The organism is Pedobacter glucosidilyticus, from assembly GCF_002483235.1.
Lineage (GTDB): Bacteria > Bacteroidota > Bacteroidia > Sphingobacteriales > Sphingobacteriaceae > Pseudopedobacter > Pseudopedobacter glucosidilyticum_B.
On record NZ_DLHN01000028.1, the window covers coordinates 247 to 23406 of the forward strand.

17 protein-coding genes are annotated in these 23160 nt (G+C 33.1%); 10 read left to right on the forward strand and 7 right to left on the reverse strand.

What is annotated here, in order from left to right:
* Positions 1-204 precede the first annotated feature (204 nt).
* The gene (locus B2745_RS12415; RefSeq protein ID WP_304067093.1) at positions 205-618 is read right to left on the reverse strand and encodes an acyl-CoA thioesterase; all 414 of its coding nucleotides are present in this window, start codon (positions 616-618) and stop codon (positions 205-207) included.
* Positions 619-2376 carry an SLC13 family permease gene (locus B2745_RS12420; protein ID WP_304067097.1) on the reverse strand — a complete coding sequence of 586 codons (1758 nt, stop codon included), beginning with the start codon at positions 2374-2376 and terminating at the stop codon, positions 619-621.
* Positions 2377-2429: 53 nt separating this feature from the next.
* Between B2745_RS12420 and B2745_RS12425 the strand changes: the two genes are divergently transcribed.
* Entirely contained in the window at positions 2430-3671 is a 1242-nt protein-coding gene (locus tag B2745_RS12425; protein WP_304067100.1) for a 1-acyl-sn-glycerol-3-phosphate acyltransferase, read from the forward strand.
* Here B2745_RS12425 and B2745_RS12430 read toward each other — a convergent pair.
* Both B2745_RS12430 and B2745_RS12435 read right to left on the reverse strand, forming a co-directional pair.
* Positions 3642-4706: a VOC family protein gene (locus B2745_RS12430; protein ID WP_304067103.1), complete on the reverse strand. Its 1065-nt coding sequence runs from the start codon at positions 4704-4706 to the stop codon at positions 3642-3644. The two genes, B2745_RS12425 and B2745_RS12430, sit on opposite strands and share 30 nt — an antisense overlap.
* A 1-nt stretch (position 4707) precedes the next feature.
* A complete protein-coding gene (locus B2745_RS12435) occupies positions 4708-5421 on the reverse strand; it encodes a TIGR04283 family arsenosugar biosynthesis glycosyltransferase (protein WP_304067105.1) in 714 nt (237 codons plus the stop codon).
* Positions 5422-5500: 79 nt separating this feature from the next.
* Between B2745_RS12435 and B2745_RS12440 the strand changes: the two genes are divergently transcribed.
* Together B2745_RS12440 and rpsO are read left to right on the forward strand one after the other, a co-directional pair.
* Complete coding sequence (locus B2745_RS12440) at positions 5501-6295, forward strand: DUF547 domain-containing protein (protein WP_304067106.1); 795 nt, start codon at positions 5501-5503, stop codon at positions 6293-6295.
* 78 nt (positions 6296-6373) lie between these two features.
* Positions 6374-6658 (forward strand): 30S ribosomal protein S15, encoded by a 285-nt coding sequence (gene rpsO / locus B2745_RS12445; protein ID WP_026903579.1) that lies wholly within the window; start codon positions 6374-6376, stop codon positions 6656-6658.
* A 75-nt stretch (positions 6659-6733) separates the two neighbouring features.
* Here rpsO and B2745_RS12450 read toward each other — a convergent pair whose 3' ends face one another.
* Positions 6734-7894: an iron-containing alcohol dehydrogenase gene (locus B2745_RS12450; RefSeq protein ID WP_304067108.1), complete on the reverse strand. Its 1161-nt coding sequence runs from the start codon at positions 7892-7894 to the stop codon at positions 6734-6736.
* 144 nt (positions 7895-8038) lie between these two features.
* Here B2745_RS12450 and B2745_RS12455 point away from each other — a divergent pair, with 144 nt between their 5' ends.
* The 5 genes from B2745_RS12455 (at position 8039) to B2745_RS12475 (ending at position 13877) form a co-directional block, all read left to right on the forward strand.
* Complete coding sequence (locus B2745_RS12455; RefSeq protein WP_304067111.1) at positions 8039-9259, forward strand: MFS transporter; 1221 nt, start codon at positions 8039-8041, stop codon at positions 9257-9259.
* A gap of 1 nt (position 9260) precedes the next feature.
* A complete protein-coding gene (locus B2745_RS12460) occupies positions 9261-11039 on the forward strand; it encodes a chloride channel protein (RefSeq protein WP_304067114.1) in 1779 nt (592 codons plus the stop codon).
* A complete protein-coding gene (hemF, locus tag B2745_RS12465; RefSeq protein WP_304067119.1) occupies positions 11039-11947 on the forward strand; it encodes an oxygen-dependent coproporphyrinogen oxidase in 909 nt (302 codons plus the stop codon). The genes B2745_RS12460 and hemF overlap by 1 nt, the downstream gene beginning before the upstream one ends.
* Before the next feature lie 46 nt (positions 11948-11993).
* Entirely contained in the window at positions 11994-12527 is a 534-nt protein-coding gene (locus B2745_RS12470) for a pyridoxamine 5'-phosphate oxidase family protein (protein ID WP_026903583.1), read from the forward strand.
* Positions 12528-12665: 138 nt separating this feature from the next.
* Entirely contained in the window at positions 12666-13877 is a 1212-nt protein-coding gene (locus tag B2745_RS12475; RefSeq protein WP_304067122.1) for a hypothetical protein, read from the forward strand.
* 4 nt (positions 13878-13881) lie between these two features.
* On the opposite strand, the gene dctA is transcribed toward B2745_RS12475, so the two are convergent.
* The gene (dctA, locus tag B2745_RS12480; protein ID WP_304067124.1) at positions 13882-15126 is read right to left on the reverse strand and encodes a C4-dicarboxylate transporter DctA; all 1245 of its coding nucleotides are present in this window, start codon (positions 15124-15126) and stop codon (positions 13882-13884) included.
* A 165-nt stretch (positions 15127-15291) separates the two neighbouring features.
* Between dctA and B2745_RS12485 the strand changes: the two genes are divergently transcribed.
* Both B2745_RS12485 and B2745_RS12490 read left to right on the forward strand, forming a co-directional pair.
* Entirely contained in the window at positions 15292-16899 is a 1608-nt protein-coding gene (locus B2745_RS12485; RefSeq protein WP_304067127.1) for an alpha-L-fucosidase, read from the forward strand.
* Positions 16900-17171: 272 nt separating this feature from the next.
* Positions 17172-21350: a hybrid sensor histidine kinase/response regulator transcription factor gene (locus B2745_RS12490; protein ID WP_304067130.1), complete on the forward strand. Its 4179-nt coding sequence runs from the start codon at positions 17172-17174 to the stop codon at positions 21348-21350.
* Here B2745_RS12490 and B2745_RS12495 read toward each other — a convergent pair.
* Complete coding sequence (locus B2745_RS12495; RefSeq protein ID WP_304067133.1) at positions 21347-22903, reverse strand: right-handed parallel beta-helix repeat-containing protein; 1557 nt, start codon at positions 22901-22903, stop codon at positions 21347-21349. The two genes, B2745_RS12490 and B2745_RS12495, sit on opposite strands and share 4 nt — an antisense overlap.
* Positions 22904-23160: the final 257 nt, after the last annotated feature.

A 23160-nucleotide genomic window follows, 5' to 3' on the forward strand; every position in this document is an offset into this window, starting at 1 on the left:
GGGTGTTGTAGTAGCTTTCAATATTCAAAACCCTTCACACCACTCAGGATTGTGGATAAAGATTTATTTAGACGTAATGACAAATATTCATCAGCCTTGATTTTTTGTTCACTTTTTTATCAAGAAAAAAGTGAATAGGGTTGGCCGCCTATGAGGCCGGAAAGCCTTGAGCGCAATAGTCGTTAGAATAAAAAAGCCAATTTATCAAATTGAATATTTAGCAATCATTTCATCGCTAACTTCAACACCTCTGCCGGTTTTTAAATCTATCATCACAAAATCAAACCAACCATCGGCACTTAGTTTATTGTTTTTTAGGTTTTTAATTTCAAAACTTACCTTACAACCTCGATGGTTAATATCCACCAAACCTGTGGTAACGCTGTAATGGTCGCCCAAACCTAAAGGTCTTTTAAATGCTATTTCTACTTTTTGTACTACCCAGCCATAACCTAGCTCTAAGAACTTCTCCATAGACATGCCATAGTGTGTATCCATTTGTTCGTATCTGGCGGCTAATACATAATCTAAATATTTGCTATTGTGTACATGGTTAAACATGTCTATATCGTCTGGCCTTACTTTATAGTTGGTGGTAAACCTGCTAAAATTTGTCATCTAAAAAGGAAAAAATATCGGTATGGTTATCAATAAAATAACCATCAAAATTAAGGTTAATAAACCACCTATTTTAACAAAATCAAAGAATTTGTATTTGCCTGGCCCGTAAACTAAAATACAAGAAGGCTCAAAAGGGGTAAGTAGCGATACCGAAGCCGCCATCATGATACCAATAGCAAACGTAATAGGATTAACCTGTAATTGCGCTGCTGTTTGTAAACCAATGGGTAAAACTACCAGTGCAGAAGCAGCATTGCTTAAAGGTTGGGTTAACAATACGGTTAATAAGATGAAACCTCCTAAAATACCATAAGAGCCTAAAGGTTCAAAAATTTGAATGATAAAGTCTGCTACAAATTTATCTGCTCCGGTTTTAGTCATAGCAATACCGAAAGCACTCATCCCACCAATTAGAACCAACAAACGCCAATCTATATCTTCATAAATTTCATTAGCATTGATACACCTAAAAGCTACAGTTAAAAAGGCGCCAAATAAAAAGGCAATAGCCAAAGGCATAACACCTGTTGTCCCCAAGATGATAGACAGTAAGAAAAAAGATAAGGTTAAAATTCCTTTTTTACGGAGGTTTAAATTGGGTTTATAATCTTCCAGAATAATAAAATCATCTGTTTCTGTACGAATGAGGTCTATACTTTCTTTATTACCTTGTACCAAAAGCAAATCGCCAATTTGCAAACGAAGTTTCCCTATTTTATCGCTAATGGTTTTTCCTTTGCGGAAAATAGCTAAAATGCTTATACCATAACGTTGCCTAAAGTTGAGTTTTTCTACGGTATTCTTAATCACATCAGACCTTCCCAAAACCATCAATTCTGCCAGGTGTAATTCATCATCTTTAGTATTAAAATCTAAGAGATCAGCTTTTATTTCAACGCCAGGGATGTCTTTTATTTTCAAAAGTTCATCAATATCACCTTTGATAATCAAGGTATCGCCTAAATTTAATCTGGTATATCTGTTAGGGATAAACTTTGCTTTATCTCTGATGATAGAAATAATGCTAAAGCCCATTTTTGCAATTTCAGATTCTACCATTTTTTGCCCTACCATAGAAGATTTTTCTAGAATAACCGCCTCGCTTAGGTATTTTCTTACGGCATAATCTTCTTCTAAATCTTCTTTAGAATTAACAGGAAGCATTTTTTTGCCAATACTTATCATAAATAAAATACCTACAACCAGTAGAATTAAGCCAATAGGAGCTATATCAAACATACCTATTCTTTCTAAACCTTGTTTTGCCAAGTAACCACTTACCGCAACATTAGTAGAGGTGCCAATAAGCGTACATGTACCCCCTAAAATAGAAGCAAAGGCAAGTGGCATTAATACTTTGGAGGGGGCTACACCAGATAATTTTGATAATCCTATGGTAGGATTAAGCATTAAAGCTGTTATGGTAGTGTTATTTAAAAAAGCAGATGTTAAAGAGGCAAATAGCATCACGATAATGGTTAACATACTAGCTGATTGTTTTTTGATATTAACCACCCTGGAGATGAAATTATCAATCACTCCGGTTTTTTTTAAAGCACCTACCATCACAAAAATAGAGGCCAGTATGATGATAAAATCGCTTGAGAAACCTTCAAAAGCTTCTTCGGGAGTTAAAATGCCCAACAAGGCTAAAGCTATAAGCAGGAAGATGGTTACCACATCAACAGAAACAATTTCTGTTGCAAATAAAATGATGGCCAGTAAAAGTAATCCCAAAACCAGGGCTATTTCCATAAATTGCTAGGCTATATTAAATAAAATTCTTTTAGTTTTAAGTTTTGATATTCATGATATACCACATATTTCATTTCATTTTTAGTTTGGTTGTTAAAGTTTATTTTAAAAAAATATACACACATGGACTAAAAACTATACCTCAAAATCAAGCATTCATAATATGCAGTAACCACGGTAACTCTTTCTTAGATGCCATTTTATTAGCAGTTCTTATACCCAGAAAAGTTCATTTTCTGGCAAGAGCCGATGTTTTTAACAGTCCTATAAAGAGATGGTTCTTAAAAAGACTAAATATGATGCCAGTTTATAGGCTGCGAGATGGGAGAGAGGCTTTAACATATAACCACGAGGTTTTTGATGCATGCGCTGCTTTACTTAAAGAAAATGGTGCTTTACTGATTTTTCCGGAAGGAAACTGCGTAGTAGAAAAAAGATTAAGAGCATTTAAAAGTGGTATAGCAGATTTAGCTTTAAGAGATGACCTTAAAAATGTAGCAATTTTGCCTTTAGTTATTGATTATGAAGAACCTTATCTGCTGCAAACACAAGTGAGCGTAACTGCATTACCTTTGATTTTTGTGGACGATATAAACCCAAAAGATGAATTTAAAAATCGTAAACAGTTACTTTTAAAAAGCATTCACTCTAGTATTTCCGCACAAATGCTGATTATTCCTGATGCTGGTGATGATAGCTTTTATGAATTTATGTTTAAGCTTTTGAAGGAAGATTTGGCTGATGAACCTTTTGTAAATCGCTCAAAAAAGATAATTACTCATTTTGAAATACAGAAAGAAGAAAACCTGAATCTGTTTTTAGCTGCTAAAAATAAAGTAGAAGAGCTAAAAAATATACTTTCTGTAAATAATATCACTTTGAAAGCTTTTCAAAAACAAAATGCTGTAAAACTTATAGTGCTAATTTTTGCAATTCCTTTAGTTTTGATAGGTTTTGTATTTAATTATTTACCAAGTTTTGCGGTAAGGCAAATTATAAAACAGATAAAAGATAAACAGTTTATAAGTGCAGTAAGAATGGTTTCCGCTACTTTTATTTACATCATTTACATAATGCTGGTTATTCTTTTATTTGTGATGTTTGATTTTGATAACATCTATTTATTTGCTCTACTTCTTATAAGTATTACACATTATTATTTAGGAGAAAGCTATCTCATAATTTTAGAAACATTGAAGTTAAAACTGCTAAAAGTCAAACATCCTGATGTTTACAAACGTATTGATAGGCTTAAAAACGAATTACTAAGAGCATTTCACTCGGTTAAGTGCTAGAAGTTTCACCATCCAATCTGGTAAATTTTTATGTGGATTTCTGTTTTTTAAACTTAAGAATAAACCTAGTTTTTTAATGACAGGCACTTTATGTGTTTCTACAAACTCGATAAGTGTAGCATCAGGGTCTTCAATATAAGAGAAATGTCCAGCAGCTTTACCCATATCAAAACTATCGCAGCTATCAACCGTAAAATTAAATCCAGCAGTAGCACATTCTGCTTTTAAGCTTTGCATGCCAATCACATCAAAACAGATATGAATAAAACCAGCATCGCCCCAAAATCTGTCTTTATAAATTTTTACGCCTTGTTTATCTTTTCTTTCAATAAGTTCTATTTCTGTGGCACCTAAAAGTTTACTAAATCCGCCAGATTTTGCTTGGCTATGTCTTAATAAAACTCTTCTAAAAACTGTGTTTCCATCAGGTAAACCGCCAAAATCCTCGAACTTACTGCTTATATCATAAACCATATCATCATAACCTAATATATTTTTATAAAGCTTTAGAGATTGATTTATATCAGAAACGCCAATAACTACACCCGCAACACCCCCGGTGAGCTGCTTTTTTAAATTGAACCAGTTTTTACTTTCTATGATTTCAAAGATATTTTGGTAAGGGTCTGCTACATAAAAGTGTAATTTACCTTCTGGCGATTCCATCAACGGACTAAGTAAATTCAGATTTTCCGTTACAAAGAAATCATATACTTTTTTTACATCAGGGCTTTTAATTTTTACGATTTGGATGCCCAAATCTCCCATTTTAATGGCTTCTTTAGGATTCTGAGGCTCTCTGTTTTTAAATTGCCAAAGCTCAAAACCACCGCCACCTTGCATATTCATGGCTAAAATAGCATGGCGGTTAAAAACTTGTCCACCGGTATATTTAGTCATAAGTTTAGCTTCTGCTGTATCTTCAAAAACGGGTACATCCATACCAAAATATTTGATATACCATTTCCAAGACTCTGTAATATCCTTATAACCTATACCTATTTGCTGTATTCCACAAATGTTTTTTTTAGTCATGCTAGTATTTTAATTCGCTTTCTTGATGGTTTAGCATTTTCTTGTAAAAGGTTATCATTTTATCCTGATTTACCTTTAAAAAGAACATCATGAAAACCGCTAAATTGGTAATATTAACTTTGAAATAGCTGTTATGGTCGTACTTTCTTGCAGATACGATAATATCTTTAGGGATGATTTTAAAAGCGTACTTTTTTCTTGCTCTGATGATGATATCATAATCTTCCATAATTTTATAATGCTCATCATATCCTTGAAGTTCGTCAAAAATCTTTCTGGTTATAAATAAAGATTGGTCTCCGCCTCGGCACATCAGCCTATCAAAACGGGTAAAATAGGCATTAACTTTTAAAATCTTTTTGGGCGAGTTAAATTTAAAGCGATAACACCCGATAGGGAAACCTTCTTCAATAGCTTTTTTTATATCAGCTACAAAGGTTAAAGGTGGCAAACTATCCGCATGTACAAAATACAAAATAGAAGCTTTAGCATGTTTAGCTCCAAAATTGAGTTGTTTAGCTCTGGATTTTTGTCCGCCTTGTAAACATGTAAAACCTTCTGCTTGAATAAGCTGTATGGTTTTATCTGTACTGCCGCCGTCACTTATCAATATTTCTATCTCTTGGAAATTTTCTATCTTTTTTAAGTGCTGGAGCAATGTTTGTATGTTGTCTTCTTCATTATAAGTAGGAATAATTACGCTGACGGATATCATAGATAAAAATTAATAAAACCAAGCTTGATATAATTACGTCTATATTAGAGATTAAGATTTGAAAAATAAAACATTTAAGATGAATATTGTTACCCACATTATATTTGCTCTTGTTTTTACTTTAGGATTAGCTTCTTGTGGAGTAAAAAAAGCCAATTATTCACAAAATAAGGTTACAAGCACTTCTTACAATAAGCTTTCAGAAGACATGCTGATGAAGCTGAAGGAAGGTAAATCTGTAAAAGATATTCAGGAAAAATTGGCTAACACAAAAGTGGAAGATTTAGCCAAAAGTTTAGTTAACGATAACCAGCGTATGGCTTTTTGGATAAATATTTATAATGCTTATATCATAGTTACTTTAAAAGAGCAGCCAAACAAGTTTAAAGACAGGGCTAACTTTTTTACAACTAAACAAATTAGAATTGCAGAGCATGATTTTAGTTTTGATGATATCGAAAATGGCATCATCAGGAAATCGCAATTTAAGTTTGGTTTAGGTTATATTCGTAAGGTATTTCCTCCTGAAACAGAGCGTAAGTTAAGGGTTTCAGAAAGAGATTATCGTATACATTTTGCATTAAATTGTGGTGCAAAAAGTTGTCCGCCAGTAAGAATTTATAAGGCTGAAACATTAGAAAAGCAGTTACAAGAGGCAACAAAGTCTTATCTAACTGAGGTGGTCAAGTATCAATCTTCTGAAAATAAAGTTATGGTAAGTCCATTGATGAGTTGGTTTAGAGGCGATTTTGGTGGTAAAAAAGGTGTTTTAAAGATATTAAAAGATTTTAAGCTCATCCCACAGGATAAAAAACCTCAAATAGATTATGCTGATTACAGTTGGGAATTAGACATTAACAATTATGCAGAATAATGATTTGATATTTAATTTTTTAGCCTTACCTTTGCAGGCAATTAATTAAATTTTTTACGCTTCAATATTATTCAGGTAATGTATTTAAGTACAGAGAAGAAGAAAGAAATCTTCAAACAACATGGTGAAGTAGAAACCAATACTGGTTCTGCAGAAGGTCAAATTGCGTTATTCACTTACAGAATTGCGCATTTAACTGGTCACTTAAAGAAAAACAAAAAAGATTACTCTACCCAGTTAGCACTTCAAAAACTGGTTGGTAAGAGAAGAGCTTTATTAGCATATCTTTTCAAAAAAGATATTAACAGATATAGAGCTATCATCAAATCATTAGGATTAAGAGATATTATCAAATCTATATAATTCTTAAAGAGCTAAAATCTAAAAAGCCGCTTCGATTATCTCGAAGCGGCTTTTTCATGCAACAACAATCAAAACTTAGAACATTTCATCTACAATATCTTGATGGTCTTTTGCTGTTAGGGCGTAAACCATTCCACTTACCTTGTTTTGAGCAAGGTTATTTAAGATGCTTTGCTTTTCTTGAACATTTATACCCACTTCTGTTAAGCTAAGTGGCGAGTTTATTTCTTTAAAGAAAGCTTCTAAGGCTGCAATAAAATCTAAGCCTAAAACTTCATCATCAATAGAAGTAAATTCAAACACATTTTTAGCTAAGAATGCAAGTTTATCTTTAGTCTTTGGTAGCTGAATTTTTAGCCAAGCAGGATAAACTATAGATAAACCGGCACCATGCGGGATATCATAAAGTACACTCAGGGTATGTTCTATATTGTGTACGCCCCAGTCGCCCGGGCTTTTACCTGCTCTAAGTGTTCCGTTTAAAGCATTGGTAGCTAACCACATAATTTGTGCTCTAGTATCATAATCTTGTGGTTGTTGCATCACTTTACGACCATAGCTTATGGCTAGCTTGATAATATCAGCGGTATAATGGTCTGTTAAAGGAGCATTTCCTTTTCCGAAAAACTGCTCTAAAGCATGTGCTATTAAATCAACAACACCATAAGCAGTATAATTGAGCGGTACAGAAACTGTTAAGGCAGGGTCTAAAAATGATACTTTAGGATAAAGCAAATCGTTAAGAATAGCCGTTTTAATACCATTTTCACTATCCTGTAAAACACTTGCATTATTCATTTCTGAACCTGTTGCTGCTAGCGTTAGTATAGAAATGATAGGCAAGGCTTTCGTTGGTGTTGGGGCTTTTCTTAGATAAAAATCCCAAACAGAGTGCTCAACATAAAAACCTGCAGCTACAGCTTTTGCGGTATCTATCACAGATCCACCGCCTAAAGCAATAATCATATCTACTTGTTTCTCTTTAGCTAGTTTTACAGCAGCATCAGCATCTTGAAAAGTTGGATTAGATTGTATTCCCTCGTAGGTATAATGCTCTAACCCACAAATATTCATCAAAGAAACCACACGAGCATAAACACCGTTTTGCTTAACAGAACCTTTTCCTATGATGATGAGTGCTTTTTTACCATAAGGTGAAATTTCCTGACAAATATCATCCACAACATCTTTTCCGAAAAGGATTTTGGTAGGATTATAATGTATGAAGTTTTCCATCATCCTAATAACTAAAAAGGGATAAAAATGTTTAGGTCTTTTATGTTTTTGTTAAACAAAATAAGAATGAATTCTTTTTAAAGCTCTTATTTACTTTTATAATAAGATGTAAATCTTATTTTTGCCGCTCACTTTCAGCTTTTTATGAATCCTTCGAATAATAAAAACGTGACCTTATTAATCACTGTAGCCGCACTAGGCTATTTTGTTGATATTTATGATTTGGTATTATTTTCTGTGATTAGGGTGGCGAGTTTAAAATCTATAGGTGTTGCTCAAGAAGACCTACTTTCTGTAGGCGTTACTTTAATTAATGCCCAAATGATAGGCATGTTACTAGGTGGAATTTTGTGGGGTATTTGGGGCGATAAAAAAGGCAGATTACAAGTTCTATTTGGCTCTATTTTGATGTATTCTTTAGCAAATATTGCCAATGCCTTTGTTACTGATGTGCCTACTTATGTCTTTATTAGATTTATTGCTGGTATTGGTTTAGCAGGAGAATTAGGTGCAGGCATAACCTTGGTTGCGGAAAGCATGAGTAAAGAAAAAAGAGGATATGGTACCATGCTGGTTGCGGCTATAGGTTTGCTAGGGGCGGTTGCTGCTGGCTTGGTTGGTGATAAATTTACTTGGCAAACAGCATATCTTATTGGTGGTGGTATGGGGCTTTTACTATTAGTATTACGCTTAGGCGTGATGGAATCAAATATTTATAACAAAATTCAACATAAAAATGTAAGTAAAGGCAATTTTTTAATGTTGTTTACCAGTTGGCCTCGTTTCAAAAAATATATCAATTGTACTTTAATTGCTTTACCAACATGGTTTGTAGTGGGTATATTGATAACATTTGCACCAGAATTTGGTATTGCGATGGGTGCTACGGAACCCTTAAGTGCCGGAAAAGGGATTATATTCACCTATTTAGGTATATCGGCAGGAGATATATTGAGTGGTGTTTTAAGTCAGTATTTTAAAACGCGTAAAAAAGTAGTATTTGTATTTTTGATAGCAACTTTAGCCAGTATCTTGATATATCTGTTCTCTAAAGGTATTAATGCTTCAACGTATCATCTTATTTGCTTTCTTTTAGGTATTTCTACTGGGTTTTGGGTTATCTTTGTAACCATTGCTGCCGAACAATTTGGTACAAATTTAAGAGCAACAGTAACCACAACAGTTCCTAATTTTATAAGAGGTTCTTTGGTTTTAGTAACTTTTAGTTTCGAGTATTTGAAGCATCAGGTAGGTATTATCAACTCGGGTTTAATTGTGGGAGTTATAACTTTAATTATTGCGTTTATTGCAGTTTATAACCTCGAGGAAACCTATGGCAAAGATTTAGATTATGTAGAAGAATAGTATGAAGTTTTGGAACCAGCATAAATTTATTATCAGATTAATTCACCATCGTCTTACTAGAAATCAGTTTTTAATCTTATCAGGCGTATTGGTTGGCTTATCTGCCGGAACCGCAGCTATACTTTTAAAGTCTATGGTTCATTATATACATGTATTAATTAATAGCCAGCTAAAAGTATTTCATTATCCATATCTAAATCTTTTTTTGCCCTTAACAGGTATATTGATTACCGTTTGGGTAATACGTAAATTTTTGAAAGGAAAAGATGGGAGAGGTGTAGCCAATATTCTGTTAGATATAGCGCAAAGGTCTGGCGTTATACCTAAGTTTAAGATGTATAGCCAGGTTATTACAAGCGCTATAACGGTTGGTTTTGGTGGTTCATCAGGCTTAGAAGGGCCAATTGCGGTTACTGGTGCTGCTATAGGATCTAATTATGCCCGAACGTATAGATTAACTTACCGTGAGCGTATTTTATTATTGGCCTGCGGTGCAGCTGCAGGTATAGCGGCAGTTTTTAATGCCCCAATTACAGGTTTAATGTTTGCTATAGAAGTAATTTTAGTTGGCGTTGTTTTCTCTGATTTTATCCCCTTAATTATTTCTGCTGTTTCTGGTGCTTTAATATCTAAAATTATTTTAAATGATGAGATTCTTTTTGAGTTTAGAAGCTTAAAAGAATTTGACCATAGTAATGTGTTTTATTACATTCTTTTAGGTGTATTTAGTGGTTTGGTAGCGGTTTATTATTCACGTGTTTCCAGAAAAATAGAACACTTTTTTCATCATCAACTAAAATGGAGTCCTTACAATAAAGCTATTTTAGGAGGCTTAATCATTGCTTTATTATGTTTTATTTTCCCGCCATTATTCGGGGAAGGTTATGGAGCTGTAAAATTCCTGGCTTCAAATAATCCAGAAGGTTTGCTACAGGGTACTTTTTTTAACACCCCTACAGAAAACAGCTGGATGATTATCATTTTTACGGGGTTAATTTTTCTTACAAAGGTTTTGGCAACCAGTTTTACCTTAGCAAGCGGTGGCAGCGGAGGTAATTTTGCTCCTTCTTTATTTACTGGTGCCTTTATGGGCTTCTTTTTTGCATCACTGTTTAATAAAATGGGTATCCATACCTTACCAGTAAATAATTTTACTTTGGTTGGGATGTGTGGTGTGTTAAGTGGTGTAATGTATGCCCCTTTAACAGGTATATTTTTAATAGCCGAAATTACTGGTGGTTATGAATTAATGATTCCTTTGATGCTGGTAGCTACTTCTGCTTACGTTATTGCTAAGATTTTTGAGCCTCATTCTATGGATGTTAAAGACTTAATAGAGGATAAAAAAATATTTACTGAAAATTATGATGAGAATATCCTGAGTTTGATAAAAATTCATGAGATATTAGAGACAGATTATGATGAGATTTCTACCGATAGCAAATTGATAGATTTATTAAGGGTATTTAAAAATTCTGACCATCAATTGATTATTTGTAAGGATAAACATCAGAAATTTGCGGGCTTTATCTGGTTTGATAAAGTTAAAAAGGTTTTATTAGATGCCGATTTGCAAAATAAGCTGACTGTTGAGGAGCTTGTTAGCAAAACATCTGTAAAACTAAACATAGAAGATAATATCTCAGAAATGGTTGATTATTTTGACAAAACTGATATGGTTTATCTTCCTGTTTTTGATAAAGAAGTTTTTATAGGCGTAATTTCTAAAACCAAATTACTTGCTTCATATAGGAATAAATTAAGGTTAACACTAAGCTGATGCTAAAAAAAGAACACATAGCCGAAGAGTACAAGAACATTCAACAAGAAATAACCGATGCTTTAGAAGCATTAGACGGAGGAGCTTTGTTTGAAGAAGAAAACTGGGAAAGAAATGGCGGTGGCGGTGGCAGAAGCAGAGTTTTACAAAACGGTGCTTTGATAGAAAAGGGCGGTGTTAATTTTTCTGCCGTACATGGCAAACTTCCTGATGCGATTAAAAAAGCTTTTAAAACTGATAAAGAAGAATTTTTTGCAACAGGTGTTTCTATAGTTTTACATCCGCATAATCCTTGGGTGCCTATTATCCACATGAATATCAGGTATTTTGAAATGGAAAGTGACGGCCAAGAACCCATCCGTTGGTTTGGTGGCGGTATAGATGTTACTCCGCATTATGTTATTCCTGAGGATGCTAAATTTTTTCATCAAACGATGAAAAATGTTTGTGATGATACCAACCCTGAGTTTTATCCAAAATTTAAAAAATGGGCTGATGAATATTTTTTTATCAAGCATCGACAAGAAACCAGAGGTATTGGCGGTATTTTTTATGATAGGTTAACACCTGAAAGTACAGGAAATAGCTGGACAGATATTTTTGATTTTTCTAAAGCCGTGGGTCGTTCTTTTGCTAAGGTTTATGCTCATTTAGCTAATCAAAACAGAGATAAACACTTTACCTTGGAAGAAAAGCAATGGCAATACCAACGCAGAAGCAGGTACGCCGAGTTTAATTTAGTATACGACTCTGGTACAAAATTCGGTTTAGAAACTGATGGACGTATAGAATCTATCCTGATGAGTATGCCCCCAATGGCAGCTTGGGTGTACGATTATAAAGCGCCAGCAGGTAGTAAAGAAGAAGAAACTTTAAACTTGCTTAAAAAGGATATTAGCTGGGTTTAATTTCTGTGGAACAGTCTTTGTATTTCTTCAATAAAAAACAAAGACTATGGAAAACCAACAAACATCAGAAAACAACCATAACCAATCTTTATCTGGTAAAGAGGCTATTGCTAAACTTACCGAATTGGCAGAAGGTGCAAAAACCTGCTTCTTTTGTACCAGTATCAAAACAGGTTTACCTTTAACTGCATCGCCTATGGAGTTGTTAAAAGTAGACGAAGAAGGCAATCTTTGGTTCATGAGTGCTAAAGACAGCCAAAGAAATCAAGAATTACAAACAGATCCTTTTACACACCTTTTCTTTCAAGAGCATCAGCATGCTGGCTTTTTAAATGTTTACGGTATATCAGAAATTATTTTAGATAAAGCTAAAATTGAAGAGTTATGGAAACCTTTACATAAAGTTTGGTTTCAGGAAGGTGTTGACGACCCAAATATTAGTCTTATAAAAGTTGTGCCTACACAATCTTATTATTGGGATACCAAAAACGGACAGGTAGTGGCTTTTGCAAAAATGGCACTGTCTTTGGTAACTGGTAAAACAATGGATGACAGCATAGAAGGTAAATTGGAATTATAAAAACATCATAAAATAAGTTTGGGACTTAAGGCTTCGTTAATAACGAAGCCTTATTTTTTGTTGTAAAATTATAAACCCATGACATGAATTTGATGTTAATTTTATGTAAATTTAAAATAACCAAATTATTAACACGTCATGAAAGGCTTTACAAGAAATTGCATTTCTGTCTTCTTTTTGATGTTTTTATCTCTTTTGCAACAAGAGGTAAAAGCACAAAATTTTGCCTTTCAGTTTTATGATGAAACCTTTAATTTCTCAACAGATGCATCTGTTGATATTCCTTTTAACGATGGGCTCTCTTCAGCATCTATTATTCAGTTTTACAATCGTTTAAACGAAGGTAATTATCAACCTATTATCCAAACTTTAACACAATACAAAGAAAAAAAGCAGTTGAACGATTGGTTTTATTATCAATTAATTAGGAAAACAGCGCAACAAATAAGTCCAAAAGAAGATAATTACGAACGTTATACGCTGTATAAATGGTTTTTACTGGCAAAATCTGGTTATGATACTAAATTAGCCATTGGCCCCAGCCAATTGTTATTTTATGTTTGGAGTGATGAAGACATAGCTGATATACCTTATTATTTAGAGGGTGGTAAGCAAATGATGTGTTTAAATTTTCATGATTATAAATATGCTGATTATGCAAAAGATAAAATCATCCCTGTAAAATTAAATGTACCCGAAGCTACTAAAGCCTTTTCTTATAAGGTAACGCAAATACCAGATTTTAAGCCAGAAGATTATCGTGAAAAACAATTGGCTTTTAATTACAGACAAAAAGCATATCATTTTAAAATAAAGCTTAACGCCGATATTCAGGCTATTTTTAAAAACTATCCGGGTGTTACTTTTGAATCTTATTTTAATATCCCTTTAAGCAGAGAAACCTATAGTTCTTTAATTCCATATTTAAAGCATAATTTAAAAGGAATGAGCCAAAAGAAAGGTGTTGATTATTTGATGAGATTTACCAGAAATGCTTTTTTATACGAAAACGATGAGCAAAATTTTGGTAAAGAAAAACGTTTATCGCCAGAGCAAACCTTGTTTCAAGAATATAGCGATTGCGATGATAGGGTAGCCTTATTTTTTTATCTGGTAAAAGAGATTTATAATTTACCTATGATAGCCTTATTGTATCCTTCGCATATTACCATGGCTGTAAAATTTGATAAACCTATTGGGGAAGCCATAGAATATAAAGGAGAAAAATATAGCGTTTGCGAGCCTACTCCGCAGAAAAAAGACTTAAAAATTGGTCAAATAGCTCCGGAGTTTCAGCATCAAAACTTCCAGGTAGTTTATCAGTATCATCCTGGAAGTATCAATAATTAAATGATTAATTCTGCTCGGCTAAAGCCAGTTTATTTTTTTCTTCATCAAATTCTTTTTCACTTTTAGCAACCACAATAGCAGCCACGCCATTACCAATTAAGTTGGTGATGGATCTTGCCTCGCTCATAAACCTATCAACACCAAGAAGAATAGCTAAACCTTCTGTTGGGATAACTTTTAAAGCTGTTAAAGTAGAAGCTAAGACGATAAAGCCACTTCCTGTAACTCCGGCAGCACCTTTACTGGTAATCATTAAAATTCCGATGATGGTAAGTTGCTGCGTAAAACTTAAATCAACACCAAATACTTGAGCTAGGAAAACGGTACACATCACCAAGTAAATGGTTGTTCCATCTAAATTAAAAGAATAACCAGTAGGGATAACCAAACCTACTACAGATTTAGAACAGCCAAAACGTTCCATTTTATCTAACATATTTGGCAATACAGATTCTGATGAAGAAGTACCTAAAACGATGAGAATTTCTTGTCTGATGAACTTCAAATATTGCCACAAACTAAATTTATAGAAGTAGCAAATCAGGTTTAGTGCTATGAAAATGAACAAAGCCATAGTGGCATAAACAGATACCATCAGTTTTCCCAAAGGCATTAATGCTTCTAGTCCATACGTTCCAATGGTATAAGCCATTCCGCCAAAAGCACCAACCGGAGCCAGTTTCATGATAAATTTCATGATATTGAAAAACACCTTAGAAAGCCTATCGAAAGTTAATAGTAAACTTTGCCCACTTGTACCCATCTGTGTTAAAGCCAAACCAAACAAAATGGAAAAGAAAAGTACTTGTAAAATATCGCCCTCAGCAAAAGCATTAATAACATTAGAAGGCACTATATGGGTAAAAAACTCTAGCCATTTAATGCCTTCGGCGGTTTCAACATATTGGTTTACTTTTTCATTGGTAGTACTATTAAAGGCAAAACCATCTCCGGGTTTAACCCAATTCACAATAAAAAGTCCAAAGAAAAGGGCAAATGTGGTAACAACCTCAAAGTAAAGTAATGCCTTACCACCAACACGACCAACTTTTTTCATATCGCCCATGCTGGCAATACCCAACACAATGGTAAAGAAAATGATAGGCGCTATCACCATCTTAATCATGTTAATAAATGTTTCGCTCAATATCCGGGCGGTATCAGCAAATTCAGGAAAAAATAAGCCTGTTAAAATACCAGCAACAATAGCAATTAAAACTAATGCTGTTAAGTTTTTAAATATTTTCAATTTTTATAATTGGATTGGTTTATATGCTAAAGTAAATATTTAAGATTTAGTGTTAAAATTAAATGATGAAAGATTTACAAGGTTTATTTAAAAGAATTGTAGTGCTTAAATAAATGTGCTATTTGTAGTTTTGGATAAACCTAATATAAATCATTCTTTACAAAAATGTTGATAAGTAAATATTCTATATCCTTAAGAAAGGGTATTTCTGTATTCATTACCGCTGTAATTTTAACTACTGGAGTTTATGCGCAAAAGGTAAAACCTTATGAAGAAAACTGGGAGTCTATAAACAAACATCAAGAAGCGCCAGAGTGGTTTAATGATGCAAAATTTGGTATTTATTTCCATTGGGGAGTTTATTCGGTTCCTGGTTTTAGTACTTGGTATCCGCGGAATATGTTTATCCCAGGAATGGCAGAATATAATTTCCATAAAGAAAAATATGGAGACCCAGCTAAATTTGGTTATCATGATTTAGTTCCGCTTTTTAAGGCCGAGAATTTTAATGCTCAAGAATGGGCACAGCTATTTAAAGATGCGGGGGCACAGTTTGCAGGACCGGTGGCAGAACATCATGATGGTTTTGCTATGTGGGACAGTAAATTAACACCTTGGAACGCTAAAGATATGGGGCCCAAAAAGGATATTACTGGAGAATTGGAGAAGGCCATCAGAAAATTGGACATGAAATTTATTACCACTTTTCATCATGAAAGGCAATTACAACGCTATGTAGATAAGCCCAATGAAGAGTTTAGTAATAAGAAAAACTATGAAAAATTTTGGGAGAGCCATTTCCCATTTTTTAAAGGCATGCCAACCACGTCTACAGACCCTAAGTTGAGGTTACTTTATGGCAATATCCCTGAAAAAGAATGGTTAGAAAATCAGTGGTTTGGTAAAATTAAAGAAGTGGTTGATAAATATAATCCAGATATTTTATGGTTTGATGGATGGTTACACATGATACCAGAAGCTTACCGTTTAAAAATGGCTGCTTATTATTTAAATCATGCTAAAAAGAAAAACCAGGAAGTGGTAATTGTGAGAAAGCAAAGAGATTTACCGCTAGAAATGAGTGTTGATGATTTAGAAAAATCAAGAAAAAATAGGTTAGAAGCTAAAACCTGGATGACTGATGAAACCATTGGTATAAAAGATTGGAGTTATACTACAAACCTACAAATCAAAAGTTTACCAGATATTCTTCATATCCTTATTGATGTGGTAAGCAAGAATGGCGTATTGTTATTAAATATAGCACCTACACCTTCTGGAGATATTCCAGAAAATCAAAGAGAAGTTTTATTGGGTGTTGGTAAGTGGTTAAAAACCAACGGAGAAGCCATTTATAATACCAGACCTTGGTATACCTATGGCGAAGGACCTACCAAAGAGCCAGAAGGTCATTTCGAGAATAGAGAAGCGTTTTTGAAAGTAAAGTACTCTGCTAAAGATGTTAGATATACCACAAAAACAGGTGTTATTTATGCTACTTTATTGGGCGAATTAGGCGCAGGACAAGAAGTTATTTTAAAATCATTTGCTAAAGACCAATTACCTAAAATAGAGCGTGTAAGAAATGTTTCTTTTATTGGTTCAGATGAAAAAATAAAATGGACACAGACTGAAAAAGGTTTAGTGATACAAGCACCAGCAGAAGCTATCAAAGGTTTAGCTACTACAATAAAAATACAAGTACAGGCAATGGACGAACCCTACAATATCATGAAAGAGCCTAATAAAACAGCTAAAGAGAATGAAGGTTAATGGTTTATTATAGTTAATTGGTGTTTAATGCTCGGCTATTGCCCGGGCATTACTCATTTAAAATCAACACAAATTTTTATGAGATTTTAAATTTATTTCTTTGTTAAAAATAAGATTTATCGTAATAAAAAGATATTGCTTTTGTTTCCTATTCTAATTTAAATATTTAAATTAAGCTGATTAACCAATTTTAGGCTTAACCCTCAAACATCATAAGAATAAAAATATCTAAAATTGAATTTTTAATGTCTTATTATTTTAGTGTAACTCTCTTGAAAAAACTACAGTCTTGCAACGCTTTATTTAAGATGTTGTGCTGTTTAATTTTATTTAATTTCTTACATTCTATTTCTTTATATGCTCAGCATGAAGAACCTATTTTTAAGCATTTAACTATTAACGAAGGTTTATCTCAGAATACTGTTTTTAGCGTTTATCAAGATGCTAGTGGCTTTATTTGGATAGGTACAGAAGACGGATTGAATAGATTTGATGGGTATGAATTTAAAGTTTTTAAAAATGATCCGGCAGATCGTAAAAGTTTAATCAATAACCAGGTAAATGTTATTTTAGAAGATAAAAATCATCGTTTAATTATAGGATCTGCTGGTGGCTTATCCATTTATAATCGTGATACAGAAGATTTTGAAAATATCAGTATTCCATCTTCAAATAGTAAAAATTTACAACTGGTAAATTATATAACCGCAATTGTAGAAGCTGAAAATAACAAATTGTGGTTAGCAACTTTTGATGGATTAAAATTATTAAACTTAAAAACTAAGCAATTAGAAAATAACCTGATAACCCAAAAAACAGATAAATTTAAGATACAAACTTTATTGAGAGATCAAGATGGTATACTTTGGATAAGCTTAAAACAAACGCTTCTATGTTATCATAGCAAGAAGCAAAGCGTGGTAGCTATACCTTCTTCTCTTCAAGAGAAACTAAAAAGTTTTCCTGGAGATATAAGAGTTATTAAGCAAGATAAGAAAGGGAATATTTGGCTAGGTTCAGAACAAGCTGGTTTATTTGTTTATGATATAACCACAAAAATTTGTAGAAACTACTCCCACAACCCTGCTGATAGTAAAAGCTTACCTATAAATGTGGTGAGAGATATTTTCTTTTATGATGATTATAAAGTTTGGATAGCTACCAGAAAAGGACTTTGTATTTTTTATTTAGATACACAACAATTTTATACCTATACCCACAATAAATATAATCCAGAGAGTTTATCTCATCGTTCTGTATTAAAGATTATGCGGGATAAAGCGGGTAGTATATGGATAGGAACTTTTGCTGGAGGTGTAAATGTTTACAATCCTTCAAGCACTAATTTCTTAAAGATTGGTGAGCAATTAGGGAATACTCGCGGCTTAAATAACCCGGTAGTTAGTGCTATATTAACCGAAGAAAATGGTGGTTTATGGATTGGGACAGAAGGCGGAGGAATTAATTATCTGAATAAATCAAAAGAAGAATTTAGCGTTTTTAGTCTTAAAAGAAATAGCTTAGAATTATCAGAAAACTTGATAAAATCTTTATCAAAGGATGAAAAAGGTAACCTTTGGGTAGGTGCTTTTGATGGCTTATATTACTTTAATACTACATCTAAAAGTTTTAATCCGATTAGTATAAATCCTGAAAAAGTTTCAGGAAGAAGTCAGGTTTACAGTGTTTTGGCTGATTATGGCGGGGTATGGTTAGGTACTAACGGCGGTGGATTATTATATTATCATCCTGTTAAGGGTTTAAAGGTTTTTGTAAATAGCAGTTCAAACGTTAATAGTATTAGCGGAAATCATATCAGTTCTATTATAAAAGATAAGAAAGGCAATTTATGGATAGGTACTTTACAAGGTGTTAATTATTATGATAAAACAAGCGGAAAGTTTAGCAGATATGTAAGTCACCCTCAACAAAAACAAGGATTAAATAATAACAATATCACCAGTTTATTTATAGATAGTAAAGACCGTTTATGGATTGCAACCAGAGGAGGAGGGTTGAATGTTTTTGATAACTCAAGTAAAAAATTTGGCTCGTTTACAGAGAAAGATGGCTTAGCTAATAATGTGATTAGAGCTATAAATGAAGATAAACAAGGTAGACTTTGGATAAGTAGTAATAAAGGAATTAACGTGATTAGCTTTAGTAAGCGGCGTATTCCTAAAATCGAATCTATAAAACATTATACCATTACAGATGGCTTACAGAGTAATCAATTCCTGTCTGGTTCTACGGCAAAAACACGACAGGGCGAACTTATTTTTGGTGGTATTGATGGATTAACAATTTTTAATCCCCAAAAATTGATTCAAAACAAACACATTCCCCATATAGCTTTTACAGATTTTTATATTGATAATAAACCTATAAATATTAAAGATGAAGACGCTCCTATAAAAGAACATATTAACGTATTAAGAGAAATAACTTTGCCCTTCGAGCAATCAAACATCACCATAAAATTTGCTGCTTTAAATTTTGTAAACCCCAATAAAAATAAATACAAATATAGGTTAGAAGGTTTCTCTAATGATGAATGGCAAGAAATAGGTAACCAACGTACAGTAAGTTTTACCAATTTAAATGCCGGCACTTACACCTTTATGGTTATGGCATCTAATAATGATGATGTTTGGAATGTAAACCCAGCAACAATAAAAATTAAGATATTGCCTCCCTGGTATAAAACATGGTGGGCATATTTAATCTATCTTACGGTTTTCTCAAGCTTATTATACTCTTTCTATTATTTCTCTTACAAAACCATCAGGCTTAAAAACGAACTTGATTTTGAGCAAATGAGTCACGAAAAAGATCAGGAATTGGCTCAAAGAAAATTATCTTTTTTTACACATATCTCTCATGAAATTAAAACGCCTTTAACTTTAATTTTATCACCTATAGAGAAAATGCTTTCTTCTGATAGCTTAGATAATAAGGTTCAAAATCAGCTACAAATTATACAACGTAATGGAGAAAGATTGATGCGTATAACCAACCAGATTCTTGATTATAGAAAATTTGATGCTGGAAGTATGAACTTGCAAGTGTCTGAAGGTAATATAGTTAAGTTTCTAAATGAAGTTATAGCAGCTTTTCAATCTTACGCCCTTAGTAAGGATATTACCTTAAAGCTTATGACAAACAAAAACAGCATTAAACTTTGGTTTGATAAAGATAAAATGGAGAAAATCATTTTTAACTTAATTTCTAATGCGTTAAAGTTTACCAATAAAGGCGGTTATGTTCATGTTATTATAGATGATGAGTCTTTAAAAGATGAAAATAAACTTGTTGTTGTTGTTGAGGATAATGGAATAGGTATATCTGCTGATAATATCCATAAAATTTTTAATCAATTTCAATATTTCAATACACAAGGGAAAAATCAAGAAGGAACAGGTTTAGGCTTATCTTTCTCTAAAGAATTGGTAGAGCTTCATCACGGAAAAATTGAGGTTGAAAGTAAAGCTGCTTTCTTAGATGAATGCGGTTTAACACAGTTTAAAATACAACTTCCTTTAGGTAAAAATCACTTTAATGATGAGGATATTGTTACAGATTATAATAATAGCGAAGATATTAATGCCTATGAGTTTGAGGAAAACACAGTCATCAAAAATAAAATTAAAGAACGCAGAGAAATAGTTTTAAAAGCAGCAGGTAAAGAAAAACTGATTTTACTGTTGATAGAAGATAACGAAGAGGTGATGAACTTTATGAGTAATCATTTTAACGATGATTTTAATGTTTATAAAGCGGAAGACGGCGAAAAAGGTTGGATACTTGCTACACAACTCATCCCTGATATTATTATAAGTGATGTGATGATGCCAAACATGATCGGGACAGAACTTTGTGTGAAGTTGAAATCTGATGTTAGAACAAGCCATATCCCGGTGATTTTACTTACTGCCAGAGAACCACTTCTATACAAAATAGAAGGTCTTGAAACCGGAGCTGATGATTATATCACCAAACCTTTTAATTTGAAATACTTGGAAATGAGGATGTGGAATTTGCTGGAATCTAGAATAAAACTTAAAGAAAAATATATCAAAAAGGTAGATATGCAGCCCGCTCAACTAGCTATAACATCACCTGATGAAAAGTTTTTAGAAAAGGCAATTAAGTTTATTGAAGAAAATATTACCGAACCTACTTTAAGTGTAGAAGAGCTAAGCAAAGAAGTTGGGATGAGCAAAACCACACTTTATCGTAAACTAAAGGCATTAACCAACCAAAATACCAACGAGTTTATTAGAAGTGTAAGGTTAAATATTGCTGCCCAAATGCTAGCACAAAAGAAGTTTAATGTAAACGAGGTTGCCTATCATACAGGTTTCAGCAACCTCGATTATTTTAGAAAATGTTTTAAAGAGCAATTTGGCGTAAATCCTAAAGATTATACTTCCAGAATGATAGAAAATTAATCTGCAAAAGCACCCATGAAATTATAATTCACGATGGTTTTGCCAGCAAAATCTTTTAAACCTTCATCTGGCAGCCAATAATTTTGTTGCTCTATATTTTTTACACCAACACCTTTGTTGATTAATGGACTATTTCCGTCTAATTTAAAGTTATTAGTGTTATTAATACCAGCATTTATGGTAAGTGGAGCAATAATCATAGGGTTTGTAGTTGTAGGATTAGTCTCTGTTAAATCAGCTATATGATATCCCCAATAGGCATTATTATTAAAAAGTGCTGTTCTACCTCCTGATTTTACAACCAATTTACCACTACCAGCATTGTAAAAAATATTATTGTAAAATCTGGCTGTTTCCAAAGCTTCATCAGCAATTACAGGGCTACTACCTTCTGCAAGTATAATGGTGTTATTATGGAATATACCAGAACCTCTAGGATTTGTCCAAACAGGAAAATCAAAAATATGGTTACCTTTTTTTCCGTCGTTTACACTGATGTTATATCTTACAATGGCTTCGCTAGATGAGCCATAAACCAACATGAAACCACCTTCATTATGATAGCTGTAATTGTACTGAACGATGGTTCTATAACTATCTAAATCAGCATCAAAAGCTTGCCCATCCATACTGCCTCTGGTATTGTAAACTTCATTGTATTCAAATAAAGCTTCATCAGTACTTCTACACCATAAAGCAACGCCATGGTCTACCAAGTTTTCCGGAGCATTGTGGTTTTCATAAGCTATATTGTGTGATATGACCGGGCGGTAAGCGTAACGTACAATAACGCCATCACCAGCACAATGATGAATTTTATTATTCCTGATAATCAAATTAGTGATAGGTCGGTTACCTCGGGTAGCTTTTTTTGCATCAGTTAAATTAGTGAAAATACCTACTCGGTTAATATTACCTATTTCGTTATTTTCAATTAAGATATTATCTATTTTGGTGTCGGGGCCACCAATAATACCTATACCTCCGGTGTTTTTACCCTTCATTTCAAAAGAATAATCGCCCATAATATCATGTATGTAATTATTAGTGATATGGAAATGCTTTTTTTCTCCTGGTTGTAAAGCTTGTATTAAAATACCTGTTCTATTTCCAATAACGGTGGTTTTGTTACTTATTTCAATATTGTTTATTTTCCAAAAATCAACATTGTCTAACAATATTACTTGGTTTACTTTTCCATTTCCCATGATATGAGGCTTTGCACCTTCACCATACGATGATAAAACAATAGGAGAGCCCTCTTTACCAGATCCTTTTAAAACAAGTCTGCTCTCCCAAGTAGAACCACTTTTAAGTAAAATAGAATCTCCGGGCTTGTAGGTTCTTATATTAACATTGTAAAGTGTTTTCCAAGGAGTGTTTTTAGACCGACCATTGTTTTTGTCATCGCCGTTAATGGCGTCTACATAATAGTTGGTGTTTCCGTTGGCTGGCAATTCTTCTACTATTTGTTGCTTAGCTGTCTTACTGCATGCAGCACCAACAAATAAATTAAATAGTAAAAGATAGGATAGGGTGAGCGAATTTCTCATATTCATAATTGATTTAAATTGGTTTATTAAATGTGTTGTACACTTAAAAGAATTAATACTGCAAGCTATATCAATTAGAAAGATATTAACCCCTTCAAATCATGCATATCTACCTCTTAAATCTTTTAGCTTTTTTTAGAATCATGGACTTTAATCTCTCAAAACAAAGGTTTTTGAAACTCTGAAAGATTTGTATGGCTAATGTGTAAGATTAGTATTGGAAAGAAAATAAAGAGCCATAATACATTTGTTTTAGC

What these genes read in the sequence shown, in the direction of transcription:
- B2745_RS12475 (WP_304067122.1), top strand. Translation starts at nt 12,666, where the DNA reads ATGAAAGGCTTTACAAGAAATTGCATTTCTGTCTTCTTTTTGATGTTT.
- B2745_RS12460 (WP_304067114.1), top strand. Translation starts at nt 9,261, where the DNA reads ATGAAGTTTTGGAACCAGCATAAATTTATTATCAGATTAATTCACCAT.
- hemF (WP_304067119.1), top strand. Translation starts at nt 11,039, where the DNA reads ATGCTAAAAAAAGAACACATAGCCGAAGAGTACAAGAACATTCAACAA.
- B2745_RS12440 (WP_304067106.1), top strand. Translation starts at nt 5,501, where the DNA reads ATGAATATTGTTACCCACATTATATTTGCTCTTGTTTTTACTTTAGGA.
- B2745_RS12470 (WP_026903583.1), top strand. Translation starts at nt 11,994, where the DNA reads ATGGAAAACCAACAAACATCAGAAAACAACCATAACCAATCTTTATCT.
- B2745_RS12420 (WP_304067097.1), bottom strand. Translation starts at nt 2,376, where the DNA reads ATGGAAATAGCCCTGGTTTTGGGATTACTTTTACTGGCCATCATTTTA.
- B2745_RS12430 (WP_304067103.1), bottom strand. Translation starts at nt 4,706, where the DNA reads ATGACTAAAAAAAACATTTGTGGAATACAGCAAATAGGTATAGGTTAT.
- B2745_RS12450 (WP_304067108.1), bottom strand. Translation starts at nt 7,894, where the DNA reads ATGGAAAACTTCATACATTATAATCCTACCAAAATCCTTTTCGGAAAA.
- B2745_RS12495 (WP_304067133.1), bottom strand. Translation starts at nt 22,903, where the DNA reads ATGAGAAATTCGCTCACCCTATCCTATCTTTTACTATTTAATTTATTT.
- B2745_RS12455 (WP_304067111.1), top strand. Translation starts at nt 8,039, where the DNA reads ATGAATCCTTCGAATAATAAAAACGTGACCTTATTAATCACTGTAGCC.
- B2745_RS12435 (WP_304067105.1), bottom strand. Translation starts at nt 5,421, where the DNA reads ATGATATCCGTCAGCGTAATTATTCCTACTTATAATGAAGAAGACAAC.
- rpsO (WP_026903579.1), top strand. Translation starts at nt 6,374, where the DNA reads ATGTATTTAAGTACAGAGAAGAAGAAAGAAATCTTCAAACAACATGGT.
- B2745_RS12485 (WP_304067127.1), top strand. Translation starts at nt 15,292, where the DNA reads ATGTTGATAAGTAAATATTCTATATCCTTAAGAAAGGGTATTTCTGTA.
- B2745_RS12415 (WP_304067093.1), bottom strand. Translation starts at nt 618, where the DNA reads ATGACAAATTTTAGCAGGTTTACCACCAACTATAAAGTAAGGCCAGAC.
- B2745_RS12425 (WP_304067100.1), top strand. Translation starts at nt 2,430, where the DNA reads ATGATATACCACATATTTCATTTCATTTTTAGTTTGGTTGTTAAAGTT.